General features: G+C 66.1%; 11 protein-coding genes. 4 read left to right on the top strand and 7 right to left on the bottom strand.

Going from position 1 to position 17,432, the window contains the following annotated elements; all coding sequences use genetic code 11:
• Positions 1 to 6 precede the first annotated feature (6 nt).
• On the bottom strand, positions 7 to 4,128 hold the full coding sequence (locus ACPDIX_RS13940; protein WP_423432412.1) for a protein O-mannosyl-transferase family: 4,122 nt from the start codon (positions 4,126 to 4,128) through the stop codon (positions 7 to 9).
• A 419-nt stretch (positions 4,129 to 4,547) separates the two neighbouring features.
• Between ACPDIX_RS13940 and ACPDIX_RS13945 the strand changes: the two genes are divergently transcribed.
• The gene (locus ACPDIX_RS13945) at positions 4,548 to 5,309 is read left to right on the top strand and encodes a type III pantothenate kinase (RefSeq protein WP_423432413.1); all 762 of its coding nucleotides are present in this window, start codon (positions 4,548 to 4,550) and stop codon (positions 5,307 to 5,309) included.
• A gap of 32 nt (positions 5,310 to 5,341) precedes the next feature.
• Here the strand turns inward: ACPDIX_RS13945 and ACPDIX_RS13950 are convergent, their stop codons facing one another.
• The 5 genes from ACPDIX_RS13950 to ACPDIX_RS13970 all read right to left on the bottom strand — a co-directional run bounded on the left by ACPDIX_RS13950 (position 5,342) and on the right by ACPDIX_RS13970 (position 11,499).
• On the bottom strand, positions 5,342 to 7,078 hold the full coding sequence (locus ACPDIX_RS13950) for a GspE/PulE family protein (protein ID WP_423432414.1): 1,737 nt from the start codon (positions 7,076 to 7,078) through the stop codon (positions 5,342 to 5,344).
• Between the two features lie 6 nt (positions 7,079 to 7,084).
• Complete coding sequence (locus ACPDIX_RS13955; protein WP_423432415.1) at positions 7,085 to 7,942, bottom strand: hypothetical protein; 858 nt, start codon at positions 7,940 to 7,942, stop codon at positions 7,085 to 7,087.
• Between the two features lie 224 nt (positions 7,943 to 8,166).
• Entirely contained in the window at positions 8,167 to 9,258 is a 1,092-nt protein-coding gene (locus ACPDIX_RS13960; RefSeq protein WP_423432416.1) for an LptF/LptG family permease, read from the bottom strand.
• 82 nt (positions 9,259 to 9,340) lie between these two features.
• Positions 9,341 to 10,111, bottom strand: coding sequence for an acyl-ACP--UDP-N-acetylglucosamine O-acyltransferase (gene lpxA / locus ACPDIX_RS13965; RefSeq protein ID WP_423432417.1), 771 nt, complete (start codon positions 10,109 to 10,111; stop codon positions 9,341 to 9,343).
• A gap of 29 nt (positions 10,112 to 10,140) precedes the next feature.
• On the bottom strand, positions 10,141 to 11,499 hold the full coding sequence (locus ACPDIX_RS13970) for a bifunctional UDP-3-O-[3-hydroxymyristoyl] N-acetylglucosamine deacetylase/3-hydroxyacyl-ACP dehydratase (protein WP_423432418.1): 1,359 nt from the start codon (positions 11,497 to 11,499) through the stop codon (positions 10,141 to 10,143).
• A gap of 347 nt (positions 11,500 to 11,846) precedes the next feature.
• Between ACPDIX_RS13970 and msrA the strand changes: the two genes are divergently transcribed.
• Together msrA and panD are read left to right on the top strand one after the other, a co-directional pair.
• A complete protein-coding gene (gene msrA / locus ACPDIX_RS13975; RefSeq protein ID WP_423432453.1) occupies positions 11,847 to 12,425 on the top strand; it encodes a peptide-methionine (S)-S-oxide reductase MsrA in 579 nt (192 codons plus the stop codon).
• 136 nt (positions 12,426 to 12,561) lie between these two features.
• On the top strand, positions 12,562 to 12,924 hold the full coding sequence (panD, locus tag ACPDIX_RS13980; RefSeq protein WP_423432419.1) for an aspartate 1-decarboxylase: 363 nt from the start codon (positions 12,562 to 12,564) through the stop codon (positions 12,922 to 12,924).
• 73 nt (positions 12,925 to 12,997) lie between these two features.
• Here the strand turns inward: panD and ACPDIX_RS13985 are convergent, their stop codons facing one another.
• A complete protein-coding gene (locus ACPDIX_RS13985; protein WP_423432420.1) occupies positions 12,998 to 14,857 on the bottom strand; it encodes a heparinase in 1,860 nt (619 codons plus the stop codon).
• A gap of 580 nt (positions 14,858 to 15,437) precedes the next feature.
• On the opposite strand from ACPDIX_RS13985, the gene ACPDIX_RS13990 reads away from it, so the two are divergent.
• Positions 15,438 to 17,282 carry a hypothetical protein gene (locus ACPDIX_RS13990; protein WP_423432421.1) on the top strand — a complete coding sequence of 615 codons (1,845 nt, stop codon included), beginning with the start codon at positions 15,438 to 15,440 and terminating at the stop codon, positions 17,280 to 17,282.
• The last annotated feature ends 150 nt before the right edge of the window (positions 17,283 to 17,432 follow it).

Here is a 17,432-nt window from a genome sequence, read left to right on the forward strand (position 1 = left end):
AGGGTCTCAGGGCGGTGTGGCCTCCAGGAGCTTTTGGAAGGCGGGGTTCTGGTTGAGCGGCCTGAACCGGGGATCTTGTCGGGCCAGTGCGCGCAGGTTGGAAGCGCCGGGGTTGGTTCGCAGGCGGGCGTCGCTGAGTTCGAAGGCGCGGCGGAGTGCGGGGATGGCCTCGGCGGTTTTCTGGAGGATGGCTTTCATGGCGGCCAGGTCGTACCAGGCCTCGGGATGGGCGGGGTTGATTTGGACGAGCCGTTCGAGGGCGGTTTCGAGTCGGGGGTACTCACCGAGGGAGACATAGGCCTGGGCGACAGCGAGGATGGCGCCGGCCGGGGCCTGGGGATTGCGGACGATGTTGTCGAAGATTTCGAAGGCCCGATTGCTCTGTCCGAGGGAGAGGTAGGTGGCGGCCAGGTCGAGAGCGTTTTGGTAGTCGGCCGGGTTGGTGGCGAGCGTACGCTCCATGGCGGCGAGGTTGGGCACACCGGGGAGTTGGGCGGTGTGCCCGGCATCCCGGACTGTGCGGAGCCGTCGGGCCAGGTCGGTTACCTGCTCGTTGTAGGGGTCGAGTTTCCGGCAGGTCTCGGCGATGAGGTAGGCGTCCTCGTAGCGTTGGAGGGAGATGAGGAGCTGGCAGTAGCGGAAGACGGCTTCCGGGCTGTAGGGGCAGAAGGCGAACGCCTGCCGAAAGGCGAAATCGGCCTCACGAACCATGCGATCGCGGACGGCGGTCCAGTGTGCGATCTGGGCCTGTTGTGCGGCGCGATCGGGCAGCGGGTTGGCCTGGAGCTGGGCCAGTTTGGCGTTGGCCTCGGCGACCCGCCAGGCGTAGACGCCGGCGATGGAGCTGCGCAGTTTGGAGAAGGATTTCTGGGCCTGATCGTCGCGGGCGAATTTGGGATCGCCCTTGAACCCGGCGAAGTTGCGGCGCAGGTAGACCCTTTCGGCCCATTCGACGATTTCTTTGACGGGTGTGTCGTAGGTGATCCAGTTGCCGATCAGCCGTTCTGAGTAGTGCGACCAGAAATGGTGATCGCGTGCGAGGATTTCCTCGCTCAGCTCGGGCAGCGGCTCGCGGTTGACCTTCATGATGATGCCGAAGGGCACGAGATGCGGGTACATCCAGTCGAGGGGGAAGCTTTCCTCCACATAGAACTCGTGGTCCGGGTTTTTATCGAACATGACCTTGGCGATGAGCCCGTTGATGGCCATGACCGAGACCTGGCCGGAGACCTGGACCTTTTGATCGGGCCCGCTTCCGACGAGGGAGACGTTCTCTCCGGGTTTGAGTTGGTTGAGCCGGAGGCGGCGCGCGGCATCCTCGATGTACTGGTTGAAACAGCGTTGGGAATCATCGGGCGTGGCGATGTAGATCTCGAGATCGGGATAGAGACCGCCCTTGCTGCGGGCCAGCAGACCCGGGTAGGCCTCCTCGAGGAGGAGCCGGTTCAGACGGATGCGGGTGTGCAGGCGGGGGTTTTGTTGGATGAATTTGCGCACGTGGTCGGAGAGCTGGACATGGGCAAAGCGCTGTGGGGTATAGAGGGGCTCCAGGCTTTCGAGGGCGGCGATTCGCTGGCGCAGGGATTCGAGCCGGCGTTTCTGGTGTTCGGAGTGTGTCAGGCCCAGCAGGCGATCTTCCAGAGCGGCTTTTTGGGCGCGGAGCTTTCCGAGTTCGCGCATGGCGTTGTAATCGCGTTCGATGATGGCATTGAGATCCCGTGCCAGGGCTTTGAGATCCGGGTTTTGGGCCAGGCTCCGGCGGGTCCGTTCGCTCAGGTTCGTGTAGAGAAAGGCCGAGACCGGATCGGCCTGGGCGCGAAGTTTTTCCACGAAACCGGGCAGGAAGTCTTCAGTTTTGAAGTAGGAGGTCCCGGTGCGCCGACGTTTTTCGATGGCGTCGCCCAGGGCGGTGAGGGGCCGGTCCAGAAGCATGCAGGCCAGTCGGGCCAGCAGATTGGTCCGGTAGTTCAGGCGGGACTCTTCCTCGGTGCGGAACAGTTCTTGAAAGAATGGTGTGTCGTACTTGACCTGTTCGCTTTTGTTGTAGTGAGCGCGGATGTACATGAGGTAGGTGCCGTCCGCCAGGGCGTTCTGGGTGATGATGTAGACATCGCGGCGGTCGAAGTCGGGGTCGCGCGGTTTGCATCGCGGGGGGATGAAACTTTCGCAAAAGATGGTGTAGGTGGGGCAGAAACGGCCGGGGTCGGTCCCTCCGTAGAGGACGGCGTTTCGCGCCATTTCCGGGTAGACGAATTTGCTTTTTTCGGGGTCCTTGAGGTACTGGGCGCGCAGTTGACGGTCGTAGGTGAGTTTGCCGTCCGGTCCGACGAAGGGCGGGCAGAACATGTCGTGACCGAACCAGTAACCGAAGAGGTGGCCGCGCTGCTCGTTTTCGAACCAGTTGTTCATGAACGAATAGGCGGGCATGAGGGCGAACATGGCCAGGGTGATGGCCAGGGGGGCGCGTTGCCGGTACCAGGCGCAAGCGCCGATGAAGGCCACGGTCATGCCCACCAGCATGAGGCCGGCGTAGATGGGCAGGCCGTATTGATCCGGTTCAAAGGCCCGGGCGATGCCGGTGAAGAAGAGCCGGATGGGTCCCGTGCCCGGTTCGCCTCCGAACAGTTCCTCGATGCGGAAGCTCAGGGACATGACGGCCAGGGCGAAGGCGATGGCACCGCCCCAGAGACCGCGGGTGCGGAAGGCGGCGAAGTGGGTGGCCATGTAGGCGGCGATGAGGGTCAGGCCGTATCCGACCAGCAGGGCCACGCAGACGTGCGAGGCGGTGAAGAAGACGCGGATGAGCTCGCGGGCGGCGCGATCGGGCGGAGGGTTGAGGAGGATCATCAGGAGGACACCCAGGCAGAGGTAGATGGCGGTGACGCCGATGATCCAGGCGCGTTCGCGCTGTTGCATGCGCCGCAGGAAGAGGAAGGGGACGATGGCGATGAACATGAAGACCCAGCTGAACTCGTCGGCCACGCCCTCGATCAGCATCCCCAGTTGCATGAGGAAGCGCAGCGGGTCGGTGAGGAAGTTGGTGGGGTTGGCCTTTTCGTACTGTCCGCGTGTCAGGGCGTGCCAGAAGCCTTCCTCGGTGCGGGGGTAACCCCACTGCATGGGCGGGTTGGCCATGCCGGCGATGGGCATGTAGAGGTAGAACGAAACGCCCAGGAAGAAGAGCAGTCCGCAGATCAGCACCGGCCTCCAATAGGTCCCCAGTTTGGAGGTCTTGGCGTAGAGCCAGCCCAGTGTGGCCAGCGAGCCCAGTCCGACCATGTTGAAGATGACGAACATCATGTTGAGCTGGCCGGGCGGGCTTTGGAAGGTGGGGAGCTTGCCCATGGCGTAGGCCAGCAGGCCGAGGAGGTAGACGATGCTGTTGGCCAGGACGAAGTCGCGTCCCAGGGCCGGTCGGGCGGCGATGATGGCGACTTCGATGCCCATGGCGGCCACCAGGAGGGACTGGTGGTTGGTGAAGCAGATCCCGAACATGAAGAAGGCCCAGTAGAGGTACCGCCATTGCTCGGGGGCGTAAATCCACCGCAGGAGGAAGAGCATGACCAGCACCAGCGAGAGCACACTGAGGGAGTAGACCTCCACGATGACGGACTGGCTCCACATGAAGCCGTTGAACCCGAGGAGGCCGCCGGCGACGAAGCCCGAGACCATGCAGATGGCGCTTTCCCATCGGCCGGTCATGGCCCGAAGCTCTTCCAGGCCTTCCATGAGCATGCTGCTGCCGCGGGAGACCAGCAGCCCCAGGAATCCGCAAGCCAGGGCTCCGGCAAAGGCGCTGGCCAGGGCCACACGCCAGGCAATGTTGGACCAGGGCAGGTGGGTCCAGAGCCAGGTGTAGAGCGTCCAGACGGGATAGCCGGGCGGGTGGGGGATGCCGGCGTAGTAACTGGCCACGGCCAGTTCGCCGCAGTCCTCCAAGGTCAGGTCGGGCGCCAGGGTCCAGAGGTAAGCGATGAAGACCGTGAGAGCGGTGAGGGCGAAGGTGAGCCAGTCCACCCGACGGAACAGCGGCGGCATGGCCGGCCGGGTCGCGGCGGGTGCCGCGGCCGGGGCGGGCGACGGCTGGCTCGTGCCGGTTTTGCTGCCGGTTGGCTTGTTGGTACCCATGCGGTTCAGCGATTCTTGGCGCGGTGTTTTCGAACGGTGCATCACTAGACCGAAGCGGCAGTCTGTTTGTCCATTCAAAAGTGGGCGACAGCGAGAGGAGGCTTTCCTGCCGCCGGTGCGGGCCGGTGTGGGCGCGGCGGGTCGAGACCACCGGCGTCCGGCATGCCGGAGCTTCAGCCGGGAACGGTCGGTGGCCCTGCTTCTGCCGGCCGGTCCACGGATCGAACGGCGGTGCCGTCCTCGTGCTGCTGCAAGGTTACGACCGGGGAGATCCGGTTTGCGCTCAATTCGGGGGGGCTGATGCGGGGGGCGGGTCGGGCCGGTTGCATTCCCTTGGCGGCGTTGGTGCGGGTGCTGCTTGAGATTCTGGGTGAGCCGGGTAGTGTGGGGGCGCCCCGGGCGGGGATGAGAAGTCGGGGATGGTGTTGTTGATCGACATTGGGAACACGCACACGCACATCGGCCTGGCGGGCGGGGATCGCGTGGTGCGGCAGACGGAGGTGCGGACGCGGGACTGGTGGACCGGCCGGGCCGGGCGTGAACTGGGACGCTGGGTCGGGCGGCGCCGGATTGACGGTGCGGTGTTGGCCAGCGTGGTGCCGCGGGTGACGCCGCGGGTGCGGGCGGTCGTGCGGCGGTGCTGGGGGTTGCGGCCGCTGGAATTGAACGCGGCGACGCTGCGCGGGCTGGAGCTGGATTATCCGCGTCCGGAGACGATCGGGGCTGATCGGCTGGCGAATGCGGTGGCGGCCCGCCACAGGTTTGGGGCGCCGGTGGTTGTGGTGGATTTCGGGACGGCGGTGACGTTCGATGTGGTGGACGGGCGGGGATGTTACGTGGGGGGCGTGATTGCGCCGGGCCTGGCTGCCATGACGGAGTATTTGCACGAACGGACGGCGCTGTTGCCGCGGATTCGGTTGCGCCGGTGCACGCGTGTGGTGGGGCGGAGTACGGAGGAGGCCATGCTGGCGGGTGCGTATTACGGGTATCCGGGTTTGGTGGAGGCGATCCTGGAACGGATCCGGAAGGAGTTGAGGGTTCGGCGGCTGCCGGTGGTGGTCACCGGCGGTTATGCGGAGCTGATGGCCGGACGCATCCGTCGGATTCGGGCGCTGTGTCCGGATCTGACCCTGGAAGGGTTGCGCCTGACCTGGGTGGCGCATCACGGGACGGCCGGGTAGGGCCGATCCCCGGTTGTTCGGAGCGGGTGCGGTCAGTGTGACATGGTGAGCACCAGGACCTGTTCGAGAGTCGAAAGGCCCTCGCGAGCGCGGTCCAGGGCGACCATACGGAGCGTTTTCATGCCCTGGCGGATGGCGACCTGTGTGATTTCGTGCGAATTGGCGCGGGCGATGATGAGCCTGCGGATTTCGTCGGTGACGGTCATGGCCTCGATGATGGCCATGCGACCGGCGTAACCGGAATTGCGGCAGCGTTCGCAGCCGCGGCCACGGTAGAGGGTGACGCCCTCGAAGAGGGCGGGATCGATCTGGAGGTCTTGGAACATTTTGGCCGGGTAGGAGACGGGCTCCTTGCAGTGTGAACAGATTTTGCGCATGAGCCGCTGGGCACAGGAGAGGATGACGGAGGAGGAGATGAGGAAGGGGGCGATGCCCATTTCATCGAGGCGGGTGATGGCGCCGGCGGCGTCGTTGCAGTGCATGGTGGAGAGGACCTGATGCCCGGTGAGGGCGGCCTCGATGGCGATCTCGGCGGTTTCGGTATCGCGGATTTCGCCGATCATGATGATGTCGGGGTCCTGGCGGAGGATGGAGCGGAGGGCGTTGGCGAAGGTGAGTCCGATTTCCTTTCGGACGGGGACCTGGTTGATGCCGGGGATTTGGAATTCGACGGGGTCCTCGACGGTGATGATGTTGTACATGGGGTTGTTGAGTTCGTTGAGGGCGGAGTAGAGGGTGGTGGTTTTGCCGGAGCCGGTGGGGCCGGTGACCAGCAGGAGGCCGTGGGGGGCGTCCACGGCGGCCTTGACCCGCTGGTAGGTATCGGGATCGAGTCCCAATTGGTCGAGGCTGCCGGAGAGGTTCGACTTGTCGAGCACGCGGAGGACGATTTTTTCGCCGTGGACGGTGGGCAGGATGGAGACGCGCAGGTCGTAGTCGCGGCCGCCGACGCGGACGCGCATGCGGCCGTCCTGGGGGAGGCGCCGCTCGGCGATGTCCAGGTTGGACATGATTTTGAAGCGGGAGACCAGCGGCAGGTACATGCTCTTGGGCGGCGGGGTGACGTCGTGCAGCACGCCGTCGATGCGGTAGCGCAGGCGGACGGTTTTTTCGAACGGTTCGAGGTGGATGTCGCTGGCGCGTTCCTTGATTCCCTGCACGAGGATGAGGTTGGCCAGTTTGATGACCGGGGCTTCCTCGCTGGAGGCGGCCAGTTGGTCGAGGTTGACCTCTTCGACGGCGTCGCGGGCGACCTCGACTTCGTCGGCTTCGGCCTCGGCCTCGGCCTTTTGGGTGTCCTGGATGAACTGCTCGATGCTGCCGCTTTTGGCGGCGTCCAGGCTGCTGAGTTTGTCCAGGATGGCGCGTTCGGGGGCGATCAGGGGTTGGACATCGAGTCTGGTGGTGCGTTTGATGTCGTCCAGTGCCAGGACGTTGAGCGGGTCGGCCATCGCCACGAAGAGTTTGTCCTCGAGTCGGGCGATGGGGATGACCTTGTGATTTTGGGCCAGGTCGCGCGGGAGGAGTTCGGCCACCTCGAGTGGGATGGTGAGTCGGGCGAGGTTGACGGGCGGGACGTTGAGGACGCGGCCCATCGAAACGATGAGGTCCGTTTCGCCGACGCAGCCCTTGTCCTGGATGAGCTTGACGAGCCGCGTGCCCTCCTTGCGCTGGATTTCCATCAATTCGGCGACCTGCTCGGAGGTGAGCAGGCCGTCCTCGACCAGCGCGTCGGCGATGCGTTCTCCGAATGTCTTGATCGGCGGCATGGCAGATCAACGGAAGGCGGTGCGCAGGTATTTCAGCAGGTCGGCGGGGGTGGCCAGGTACCACTGGATGCGTTGGGGCCAGAGGGCGCTCAGCTCGCGCACGGCCTGCTGATTGAAGGGGTTGGCGGTGGCCGCCAGGAGGCAGCGGCCCAGGGTGTCGAACGGCAGGATGCACCAGCGCCGGCACAGGGCGGCGGGGAAACGCCGGGTGAGGTCGATGTCGACGTCGTAGCGGTCGAGGGGGAGGAAGGCCATGCGGGCGCGGTCCACCAGGAGTTTGAGGGAGCGCTCGACGGGCACCAGTCCCTTTTCGTGGAGGACGTGGATGAAGGGTGGCACGGGTTCGGGCGGGGTCTGGGCGAGGTCGGGCACGGGCCAGCAGGCGTCGAAGTCGGACGGCGCAATGACGCGGCCGTCCACGAAGATCTTGCGCATGGCGGAGCGGCCGTCTTCGACCGGGACGGTGTGGGTGACGGCCGGTGTGGGGGCGGCCGGGGGGGCGACGGCCTGGTCGGTGGCGAACGTGGTGTCGGTGGAAGTGCCGCCGGGTGCGGCCAGGCTGGCGGCGCGGGCCTCGATCTCGCGGAGGGCGGCGCGGACTTCTTCGTCCTCGGGGTGTCTCTGGAGGATGCTCTCGTACTCGAGGATGGCGGAGGAGAACTGGCCCAGTTGGACGTACGCCTCGGCGATGCGTTTGGAGGTTCGGACGACTTCTTCTTCCTGGCCGAGTTTGGCGTAGGCTTCCTTGAGGATTTCGAGCGATTGATAGTCGAGGGGCTGCGATTGAGCGATCACCTCGAACATCTCAATCGTCTGCATCAACTGGGCGATCTCGCCCTGGCTGAGTGTCGTCGCTGTGGCCATGACCGCACTGTCTTGCCGGAGGGACGCCGGGAACGCGCGGGCACCCCGCGCCGTGCATACGGGGACCGGGCCGAAGTCACGTGCGGACTGTGTTTCGGCCTGGGTCGCTGTTTCCGGCGTCGGGGCGCGTGTCGCGGTTCCGGACGACCGCGCCAAATCCGTTCTCGTGTGGGTTATCGGCAGGTCGGGGCGGGTACTATAGCCGGTTTTTTGGGGGCCGGGGGTCAGGGGCCGTGATCGGCGCGCCAAAGGAGCCAGGCCCCGGCGGCCTGAAAGAGAAGGTTTGGCAACCAAACCACCAGATGGGGATGCCATTCGGGCCGGGTGTCCCATGCGCCGGCCAGCAGGAGGAAGCTGAAGTAGAGTGCCACCAAGGCCAGGGCGATGCCGACACTGACGTTGGTTTCGCGCCGGTGCAGTCGCGCCCCCAGGGGGATGCCCACCAGACAGAAGGAGAAGCAGGCGAACCCGAAGGCCACGCGTTGGTGGAGCTGGACGCGCACGGGGGTGATGTCCACGCCCTGTTGTCTGCGCAGGTCGAGTTCCTGACGCAACTGGCGCCAGGTCATTTCGCTGAGTTTGGGCCGACGCGGTCCCTCGCGGTTGGGCGGGGTCAGTTCATAGACCAGGGTTCGTGCGTAACCGGCGGGGAGCCAGCCTTCCGAACCCCGGCGGGCGGCGACCACGTCGTGGAGTTCCAGGCGGAGGCGGTCCCCGCCGTCTTCGATCAGCAGACGGCCGGTCTCGGCCCGGAGGCGGAATTCGGCGCGGTCCTGGGCGTCGAGTTTCCAGAGCAGGATTTCTTCCAGTCTGTCCCGGGTGTGTTTGCCGACGTAGAGCACCAGGCCGGGGAAATCATGGATGTACTGTTGTTCGGGGATCAGGTTGCCGGCCATTTGCAGTCCGACCTGTGCCAGGACGGCCTTGTACGCCACGCGGCTGCGCGGGGCCCACTCGGCGTTGATGGCCACGGAGAGGAGACTGAGGAGAAGGCCGAAGGCCAGGATGGGGGCGGCCAGGCCGGTGAGGCTGAAGCCGCCGGCCCGGGCGGCGGTGAGTTCCTGATCGGCGCTGAAGCGGCCGAAAACCAGGAGGGTGGCGGTCAGGATGCCCATGGGCAGGGCAAACGGTGCCACGTAGGGCAGCAGGAATCCCAGCGCCTCCAAAACGAGCGCGGGACGGACCTCGTGTCGGACCAGCAGGGTGAGGACTTCCCGGAGCACGTTGCCCAGCAGGAGCACGAACACGAACACCAGCACGGCCATGCAAAAGGCCGCGACGACCTGGCCGAGAAGGTAGCGCTGCAGCGTGTTCACGGCTGGAAGGTCACAATTTGGGTGGGCCGGCCCGCGGAGGGCCGGTTTCGGGCTTGGCTTCGGGCGCGGCGGCGGACGAGGTTCACCGGCTGATTCCTCGGGTGCTGGTCCGGATGAAGGCCACCAGGTGTTTCAGTTCCGGGAAAGGGGGCAGTTCCGATTCGATGCGGGCCAGCGCGTTGGGGAGGCTCAGGCCGCTGCGGAACAGGAGCTTGTGTGCCTGGCGCAGGGCGGACTGGATCTCCTCTGAAATTCCGGCACGTTCGAGGCCGACCTTGTTGATGGTGACGGTTTGAGCGGGGCTGCCGTCGGCCAGCATGAAGGGCGGCACGTCCTGGACCACCTTGGAGCATCCCCCCACCATGGCCAGGCGACCGATGCGACAGAACTGGTGCACGGCGGCGTACCCGGCCAGGACGGCCTGATCCTCCACCTGGACGTGTCCGGCCAGGCCGGCGTAGCTGGACATGACGATACGATTGCCGAGCACGCAGTCGTGGGCGATGTGGCAGTAGGCGAGGATGTGATTGTCGGAGCCGATGATGGTGGCGCCGCCGTCGTGGGTGGCGCTGTGGACGGTGACGCCCTCGCGGAAGGTGTTGCGGTCGCCGATGAGGACCCGGGTGATGCCGCCCTGCCATTTCAGGTCCTGGGTGCGCAGTCCGATGGAGGCGAAGGGGTAGATTTCGTTGTCGCAGCCGAGCCGGGTGTGACCGTCAATGACCACGTGGGAATGCAAGCGGCAGCGGTCACCCAGTTCGACGTGTTCGCCGATCACGCAGTAGGGGCCGATGACGCAGTCGCGTCCGATGCGGGCGTTCGGGTGGATGACGGCGGTGGGGTGGATCGACATGATGGAAAACGGTTGCCTCGGGTCGCGTTTCAGGCGTCCATCAGCATGAAGGTGACCACCGCTTCGCTCACCACCTCGCCGCGGACCTTGCAGGTTCCGCGGGCCTTGCCGACCTTGCCCCGTGCCTTGAGCAGGTCCACTTCGATGACGAGTGTGTCACCCGGCAGGACCGGTTTGCGCCATTTGACCTCCTCGGCCGACATGAAGTAGGCGATCTGTGGTTTGTCGGCGAAGCGCTTGCGCATGAGGACGCCGGCCACCTGGGCGATGGCTTCCAACTGCAGGACGCCCGGGAAGATGGGGTGGCCGGGGAAATGCCCCTGGAAGAACGGCTCGTTGATGGTGACGTTTTTGATGCCAATGATGCGTTCGGGCTCCAGCCGTGCGATACGGTCCACCAAGAGGAAGGGGTACCGGTGGGGGATGAGCTTCATGATCTCGGAGACGTCGAGCACGCACGCGTCCAGGACCGGATCGTGCGGTGGCGGGGGCTGCGAGGCGGCTTGGGCGGCAGGGGCCGGCGGGGGTGCGAACGCGGGCATGTTGGCCCGGCGACAGCGCGCGTCCAATTGGCGGACCAGCTCGCAGTTGGCGGTGTGACTGGGGCGCACGGCCACGAGATGACCGAGGATGGGCCGTCCGAACAGGGCCAGGTCGCCCACGATGTCGAGCATTTTGTGGCGGACGAACTCGTCCGGGTAACGCAACGGCTCGGTGGTGAGCACGGCGTCGTCCCGGATGACCACGGCGTTTTCCAGGCTGCCGCCCTTGATGAGACCGTTTTTGATCAGGTACTCGATCTCTTCGAAGAAACAGAAGGTGCGGGCGTGGGCCAGTTCGCGTTCCCAGGAGTCGGGGGTGATCACCAGGGAAAAGAACTGGGTGTAACGGCCGGCCTTGTCTGCGCTGGTGCAGGTGATGCGGAATTCGGGGGCCGGGATCAGATGCATGAGGGTGTCACCCATCTGCAGCGCCAGGGGTTCGGTGACGGCGTAGGGTTGGCGGGGTGCGTCCTGGACCTGCAGACCGGCGGAATGAATGAGCCTGCAGTATTCCCGTGCGCTGCCGTCGGCAATGGGCGGCTCGTTGGCGTCCAGTTCCACCACCACGTTGTCCACGCCGCAGCCGCTCAGTGCGGCCAGCACGTGTTCCACGGTATGGATGCGCACCGAGCCCTTGCCCAGTGTGGTGGAACGTTGCGTGTCCACCACGTTTTCAATGCGCGCCTCGATTTCGGGACGCGCCTCCAGATCCACGCGCCGGAAACGGATGCCATGCCCCGCGGGCGCGGGTACCAGGGTCATGGTGACACGATTGCCGCTGTGAAGACCCACGCCCGAAAAGCTGACGGAACGTTTGATGGTCTGCTGCGAAAGCACGGCGGGCATTAGACCAGTCCGACTTCGCGGTGGCAAGGCGGGAGGGGGAGTCTGTGGCGGGCCCAAACCGGTTTGGTGGCGGTTTTCGTGGGCAGGTGGGGCACGTTCCGGGCGCGGTTGCCCGGGCGTGGCTGTCGGACCGGCGGGGTGCCTGGGGCGTCAGGTGCCGGTCATTCAGAGGGGGGAGGGGACCGGCCCGCGTTTTGGGCATCCGCGGGGGCGGGGTTGGCGGCGGCCGGGTTTTCGAGCTAGAGTGAGGGGAAATGATTCGGTATGCAGCCCGATCCCGGGCGGGGACGTTCCTGCGCTGGCTGGCGGCGGGTGTCCTCGCACTGGGCAGCGTGAAATCGATGGCGATGGATCCATCCAATCATTCAGCGGCGTCCGGGGCGGATCCTGCGCCCGGGCGGGAAATTGCCGTGTTGGGCGGGGGTTGTTTCTGGTGCATGGAGGCGTTGTTCGAGACGCTGCCGGGGGTGGTGTCGGTGACCAGCGGGTATGCCGGGGGGCATGTGCCGAACCCGACGTACAAGCAGGTTTGCACTGGCACGACCGGCCATGCCGAGGTGATTCGCATTGAGTACGATCCGAATCGGATCCGGTACGAGGACCTGTTGGAGGCGTTTTGGGAGGCGCACGATCCCACGACGCCGAACCGGCAGGGGAACGATGTCGGCCCACAGTATCGGTCCATCATTTTGTATGTGAACGAGGCACAGCGGCGGGCGGCTGAAAAGTCCCGGGCCGAAGCTGCGCGGAGGTTTTCGCGACCGATTGTGACGGAGATTGTCCCGTTGGAAAGGTTTTATCCGGCCGAGGCTTATCATCAGGATTACTTCCGCAAGAACCCGGAGCAGGCCTACTGCCAGTTTGTGATCCGTCCCAAGCTCGAAAAGTTCCAGAAATCTCGTGCCGTGGAGAAGGGACGCCCATGAATCGGCCGGTCCGACCGAGCCCGGGGTGGGGCGTGCGCGGCATTGAATCGCGGCGTGTGGTTTTTATATTGGGCTTGCGGGAGGGCGATCCGGCGCAATGATCCAGCGGGTTTGCCGGGGCCGGTCGCCGAGGCCTATGCAAGTCTTGTTGTTGAAATCCAAGATTCATCGGGCGGCGGTGACCGCCGGGAACGTGGACTACGAGGGGAGTCTGGGGATTGACCAGGACCTGATGGACCGGGTTGGACTGCTGCCGTATGAGAAGATCTTGTGTGGCAACCTGGCCAACGGGGAGCGGTTCGAGACCTACGCGATCCCGGCGCCGCGGGGGTCTCGTGCCATCATTCTCAACGGGGCCACGGCGCATTTGGGCAAACCGGGCGACCGGCTGACCATCATGAGCTACACCTGGGTGGACGAGGACCGTGCGCGGGATTGGAAGCCCAGGGTCATTGTGTTGGGCGAGGGCAATCGGGTGGTGGACGAGCGCGGCGTTTGAAGGGGGCGGGATCGAAGTGCGGCGCCGGCCGTCTTGTCGGCGGGGCGGGGCATGCGAACAGGTTGCCCCCGGCTCAGCGTGGAAGGGGTTCGATCGTCGTCTGCAGCCGGCCGGCCCCGGTGGGTTGATGCAGTCGAACCGCGAGGCGACGGGGTTTTTCGCGCGTGCGGACGTCTTCCTGGAGGATTTCGTCGGAGACGGTGTACTCGGCGCCGTGGGTGTTCAGTGTGACGCGCACGGCTGCGTGCTCGTCGCCCACGCGCAGTTGGTGGGTGGTCCGTGACCAGGGCGACCATGTGATCAGCGCGGATTCGAACGTCACCGGCCGGGTGGCCTGCCAGGAGTCGGTAACCGTCAGGGCGGGGTGTGGCCCCCGGCGGAAGACAAAGGTGCGCAGGAGCCGGGTCAGCCCCTCGACTTTGTAGGCGCGTGTCAGGTCGAAGACCAGCCGGTCCTCTTCCGGTCCGAGGGAGACTTCCACCAACTGCGCGCGGGCGGAGGCGCCCGTTTGTTGGAGCTGTCCGTCCACGACGGGCACGCTGTGGCCGTAGGAATTGAGCACGCGACTTTCGTAGCGGCGGGAACTGAAGGTGCGGGCGGTGTAGACCTCTGCGCCGGGGTCGCAGAGGACCATGGTGGATCCGACGACGACGCTGAAGCTTCCGACGTCGTTGTGGTTGTGGTGTTCGGCGTTGTGACCGCCCTTGAGGCAGGCGGCAAACGGTGGTTGTCCCTCCGGAGGTCGGCAAATCAGGACGCCGGCGTTTTCGAACCAGGTCCGCAGCGGGTCCGGCTGAAACGCGTCCGGTTGGGTGGAAAGGGCGGGGAGTGGCCGTGGGAGGAAGGCGGACAACACGGTGATGGCCAGGGCGTGTCCCGGTCCGGGTTCACCGGCCTGCACGCCGCCCGGCAGCGGCAGGTGGAGCCGTTGGGCCAGGACCTGCACCACACGCGCGTCCGGTCGTGTGCCGGGCGAACAATCGGAGATGCTGGGATAGACACCGTTCAGGATTTCGGCCCGCCAGGGGAAGAGCGCGGGCATGCGTGCCTCGGGTAGGGCCAGCAGGTCCAGACGACCACCGGTGGCCAGGCGCAACATCTCTCCCAGCCAGGTGAAGTGGCCGAACCCGTAGTTCCAGTAGCCGAGACCCTCACTGCAGTAGCCGTCAGGGGTGAACCCGCGAAGGAAGAAGCGGATATGGTCCTCGGCGGCGGCGACGAACCACGCGCGGTCGCGCGGGGATTCGACGACGGCCAGTGCGGTACCCACGGTGCCGGCCAGGCAGACGGCGTTCCAGTTATGGGTCGCCCGAAGCCAGAAGGCTTCCGGTTGGCGGCCCTCGATCATGGCCCGGAAGGGCCGCAGGGTGCGGCGTTCGAGGTTGTCGCGGACCCGCGCCCGGGTCTCGGGTGAAAGTTTGTCGCCCAACAGCCAGAGGGCGGTGGCCATGTCCCAGCTCAGGGCCGTGGAGCCCAGATCCATTTCCACGATTTCCCCGCGGAAATTGCGGAGCGACCTGTCATGGGCCGGGTATACCCAGGTGCGTTCCGCACAGAGGGCGTTCAACGTCTCTTCCAAGGGAGGAAGGAACCGGCCACGGTTTTCCAGTGCTTCGGCCAGGGTGAAGGTGGCGACCCTGCCGCGGCGGGCGAAGGCCACGCGCTGCCAGCGGTCGCGGTTTCCGGTGCGTGAGAAGTCCAGGTACAACTCGTCCGGTTGTTCGGGCAGACCCGATTGGGCGAGGGACTCGGCTTCCCGGATGAGATCGCGCCACTGGGGCTTTTCCGCCAAGGTGGTCCACGCGGGACGATCGCTGATGGGCCGGCCCACGCCCGTGGGGTGGGCGGGCAACCACGTGGCCAGCTCCTCGACGCGCGTGGTTGAGGGTGGGGCAGCAGGGACGGTGGAGATCCACACGAGTGCCAGGGCCACGGCAGGGAGGCAACGGGGTCGAGGGATCAGAGGACCATGGTTGCGGCGGGCGGCTCGAATGAGGTGCGGTCCGATGGACACCCACTGCACGCCGGCGGGCCAGGTTCCCGGGTCGGATGCGGCGGGGTGTGCCACCCTGGGCTCGGGGAATGCGGGGCGCGAATCGCTGGACGACGAGCCGGAACGCCGGGTGGAGTCCGAATCGTTGCGCCGCTGCGAGTCGTGTTCCATGTCCATACAGACTGGAATCGGGCCGCTTCCATTCAACGGCGTCCGGCGCCGGGCAGCTTCACCGGCACGTGTCTGCCCGCGCGCGCATGGTGTCTGTGGCGCACGGCCCCGGTTTGCCGGAGGGTGCCGAGGGCGACGTGTCGTGTCCGGTGCGGGTCGGAGGCCGGACCTCTCATGGAGTGAGTTGTTCTTGCCGGCCCGTGCGAGGCGGACCACTTTGGCTGACCCGGGCGGCTGATCGGCAGCCGACCCGGAGGGATCCAACGGGCGAATGGCTTCTGGCGATCGAGGTTCTGCTGCGGAACGGTCTGCTGCTTTCCTGGCGGAGGCGGATCGCTTTCGCCTGGGCATGTTGACGACCGAACAGCCCCATCCGCTGACGGCGCAATTGGGCGAGGTGGCCCGGGCCGATGCGGCCGCGGCGTTGCGGATGTTGTTTCGCGTGGACGAGGACGTGTTGCGGCGGTACGCGGCGGAGGTGGCATCCGGCCGGATGCCGGAGGTGGCGCGCGAGGTCCAGGCGGCGTTGGATCGCGGAGGGCGGGTTTTCTTTACGGGCTGTGGAGCCACAGGCCGGCTGGGCATCCTTCTGGCGGCTTTGTGGCGGGGTTTCTGGCAACAGGCGGCGTGGGAAGGGTGGACGGACGCCGCCACGGCTGCGGATTGGGAGGAGCGCGTGGTGCCGGTGATGGCCGGCGGTGATTACGCCTTCGTGCGTTCCGTGGAGGGATTCGAGGATCACGAGGCGATGGGGGCGAGGCAACTTCGCGACCGCGGTGTCCGGGCCGGTGACGTGGTTTTTGCGGTGACGGAGGGTGGGGAGACACCATTTGTCATTGGCACGGCGTGGGAGGCGTTGCGGGCCGGGGCGCACACGTTTTTCGTATACAACAATCCTGATGAGGTGCTCCGGGCTCACGTGGCCCGCAGCCGCGCGGTGTTGGACGAACCCGGCATCCGGAAGTGGAACCTGACGACCGGTCCGATGGCCGTGACCGGTTCCACGCGGATGCAGGCCACCAGCATTGAACTGGCGGTGTTGGTGACGGTCTTGGAAGGGGTGATCCGCACGTGCGGCCGCGTGCGCGTGCCCGCGGTCGGGGGAGAGAACGCCGGCGGATCTCCGGATCGGATCCCGGGCCGGTTCTTGGAGGCGCTGCGGAGGATGCATGAGCAACTCTTGGCCGGGCCGACACTGGCCGCCCTGGCTGAGTGGGTGCGGTTGGAGAGCGAGGTTTACCGAAACGCAGGGAAGGTCAATTACCATGCGTTTTCCCTGGCGGCCGACCTTTTGACGGACACGGCGGAGCGCACGCCCACGTTCAGCCTGCCTCCGTTTCGTAAACACGGAGACGTGGAGGCGGCCGATTCGTGGGCCTTCCTGTTCGTCCCGTGTCCGGACTCGGCCTCGGCATGGCGCCGGATCTTCAGGCGCGAACCGTGCTGCATCAGCTGGTCGGCCGATGAGGTCCGGCAGCTCGTGCCGCCGGAGCGCTGGCCGGCCGTTTGCGAGGCGCTGGGCCGCATCACGCAGCAGGAGCTGATGCGGTTTCGGATTGGCGAGGATGGGCTGGCGGATCGGCCGCCGGGCCCGGGGGACGCCGCGGTGGCGCTGGTGGGGGATGAAGACCTTCCACTGTGGGAGGCGCCCCAGGGTTCTCTCCGGCAACGATTGGAGGAGGCACGCGCCAGCGGCGCGGCGACGGGGCTGGTGTTGATGGCCCCGGCAGAGGTCTGGGACCGGTGGCGTCGTGTCGGAGCGGGCGCTCCGTCGGCGACGTTCCTGGCCGGCGTGGAGACGGTCGGGGAAGGTTTCTGGCTGGGTGGTCCGGTTCGTGTGGTCACCAAAATGATGCTCAACGCGGTGTCCACGGCTGTAATGGCCCGGCTGGGCCGGGTCATGGGCAATGTGATGACATGGGTGGTGCCGTCGAATGGCAAGCTGGTGGACCGTGCCACGCGGTACATTGCCCAGTTGACGGGGCTGGATTACGGGGAGGCGAATCGTCTGTTGTTCGAGACCTTGGCCCACGTCGAGGATCGGATGCGGGCTGGCCGGGCCCATCCGCCCGTGGTGGGGCTGGCGGCGATGCGACACCGGTGCGGCGGGGATTGGGCGGCTGCCGAGAAGCGGTTGCTGGCCGAGCTCGGGACGTGCCGGATGGAGCCGGCCGGGGCCGCGGGCCCGGCCTGAGGCGTCACAAGCCGTGCGGATCGTTCCTGCCGAGAGCTGACTTGCCCCGGCGCGGTCCGCTGGCGTTAACTGCGCGGGTCTCTGACAAGCCGGCGGGGCGAATGACGCGGGGGACGCCCGGTGATAAATGCGTCCCGTCGTCTGCCGCCG

The sequence above is a fragment of the Limisphaera sp. 4302-co genome (genome assembly GCF_049537155.1).
Taxonomy (GTDB): domain Bacteria; phylum Verrucomicrobiota; class Verrucomicrobiia; order Limisphaerales; family Limisphaeraceae; genus Limisphaera.

Bases quoted from the DNA above. Each gene is read 5' to 3' on its own strand.
- ACPDIX_RS13945 (WP_423432413.1), top strand. From the start codon at position 4,548: ATGGTGTTGTTGATCGACATTGGGAACACGCACACGCACATCGGCCTG.
- ACPDIX_RS13955 (WP_423432415.1), bottom strand. From the start codon at position 7,942: ATGGCCACAGCGACGACACTCAGCCAGGGCGAGATCGCCCAGTTGATG.
- msrA (WP_423432453.1), top strand. From the start codon at position 11,847: ATGGATCCATCCAATCATTCAGCGGCGTCCGGGGCGGATCCTGCGCCC.
- panD (WP_423432419.1), top strand. From the start codon at position 12,562: ATGCAAGTCTTGTTGTTGAAATCCAAGATTCATCGGGCGGCGGTGACC.
- ACPDIX_RS13970 (WP_423432418.1), bottom strand. From the start codon at position 11,499: ATGCCCGCCGTGCTTTCGCAGCAGACCATCAAACGTTCCGTCAGCTTT.
- ACPDIX_RS13990 (WP_423432421.1), top strand. From the start codon at position 15,438: ATGTTGACGACCGAACAGCCCCATCCGCTGACGGCGCAATTGGGCGAG.
- lpxA (WP_423432417.1), bottom strand. From the start codon at position 10,111: ATGTCGATCCACCCCACCGCCGTCATCCACCCGAACGCCCGCATCGGA.
- ACPDIX_RS13940 (WP_423432412.1), bottom strand. From the start codon at position 4,128: ATGGGTACCAACAAGCCAACCGGCAGCAAAACCGGCACGAGCCAGCCG.
- ACPDIX_RS13950 (WP_423432414.1), bottom strand. From the start codon at position 7,078: ATGCCGCCGATCAAGACATTCGGAGAACGCATCGCCGACGCGCTGGTC.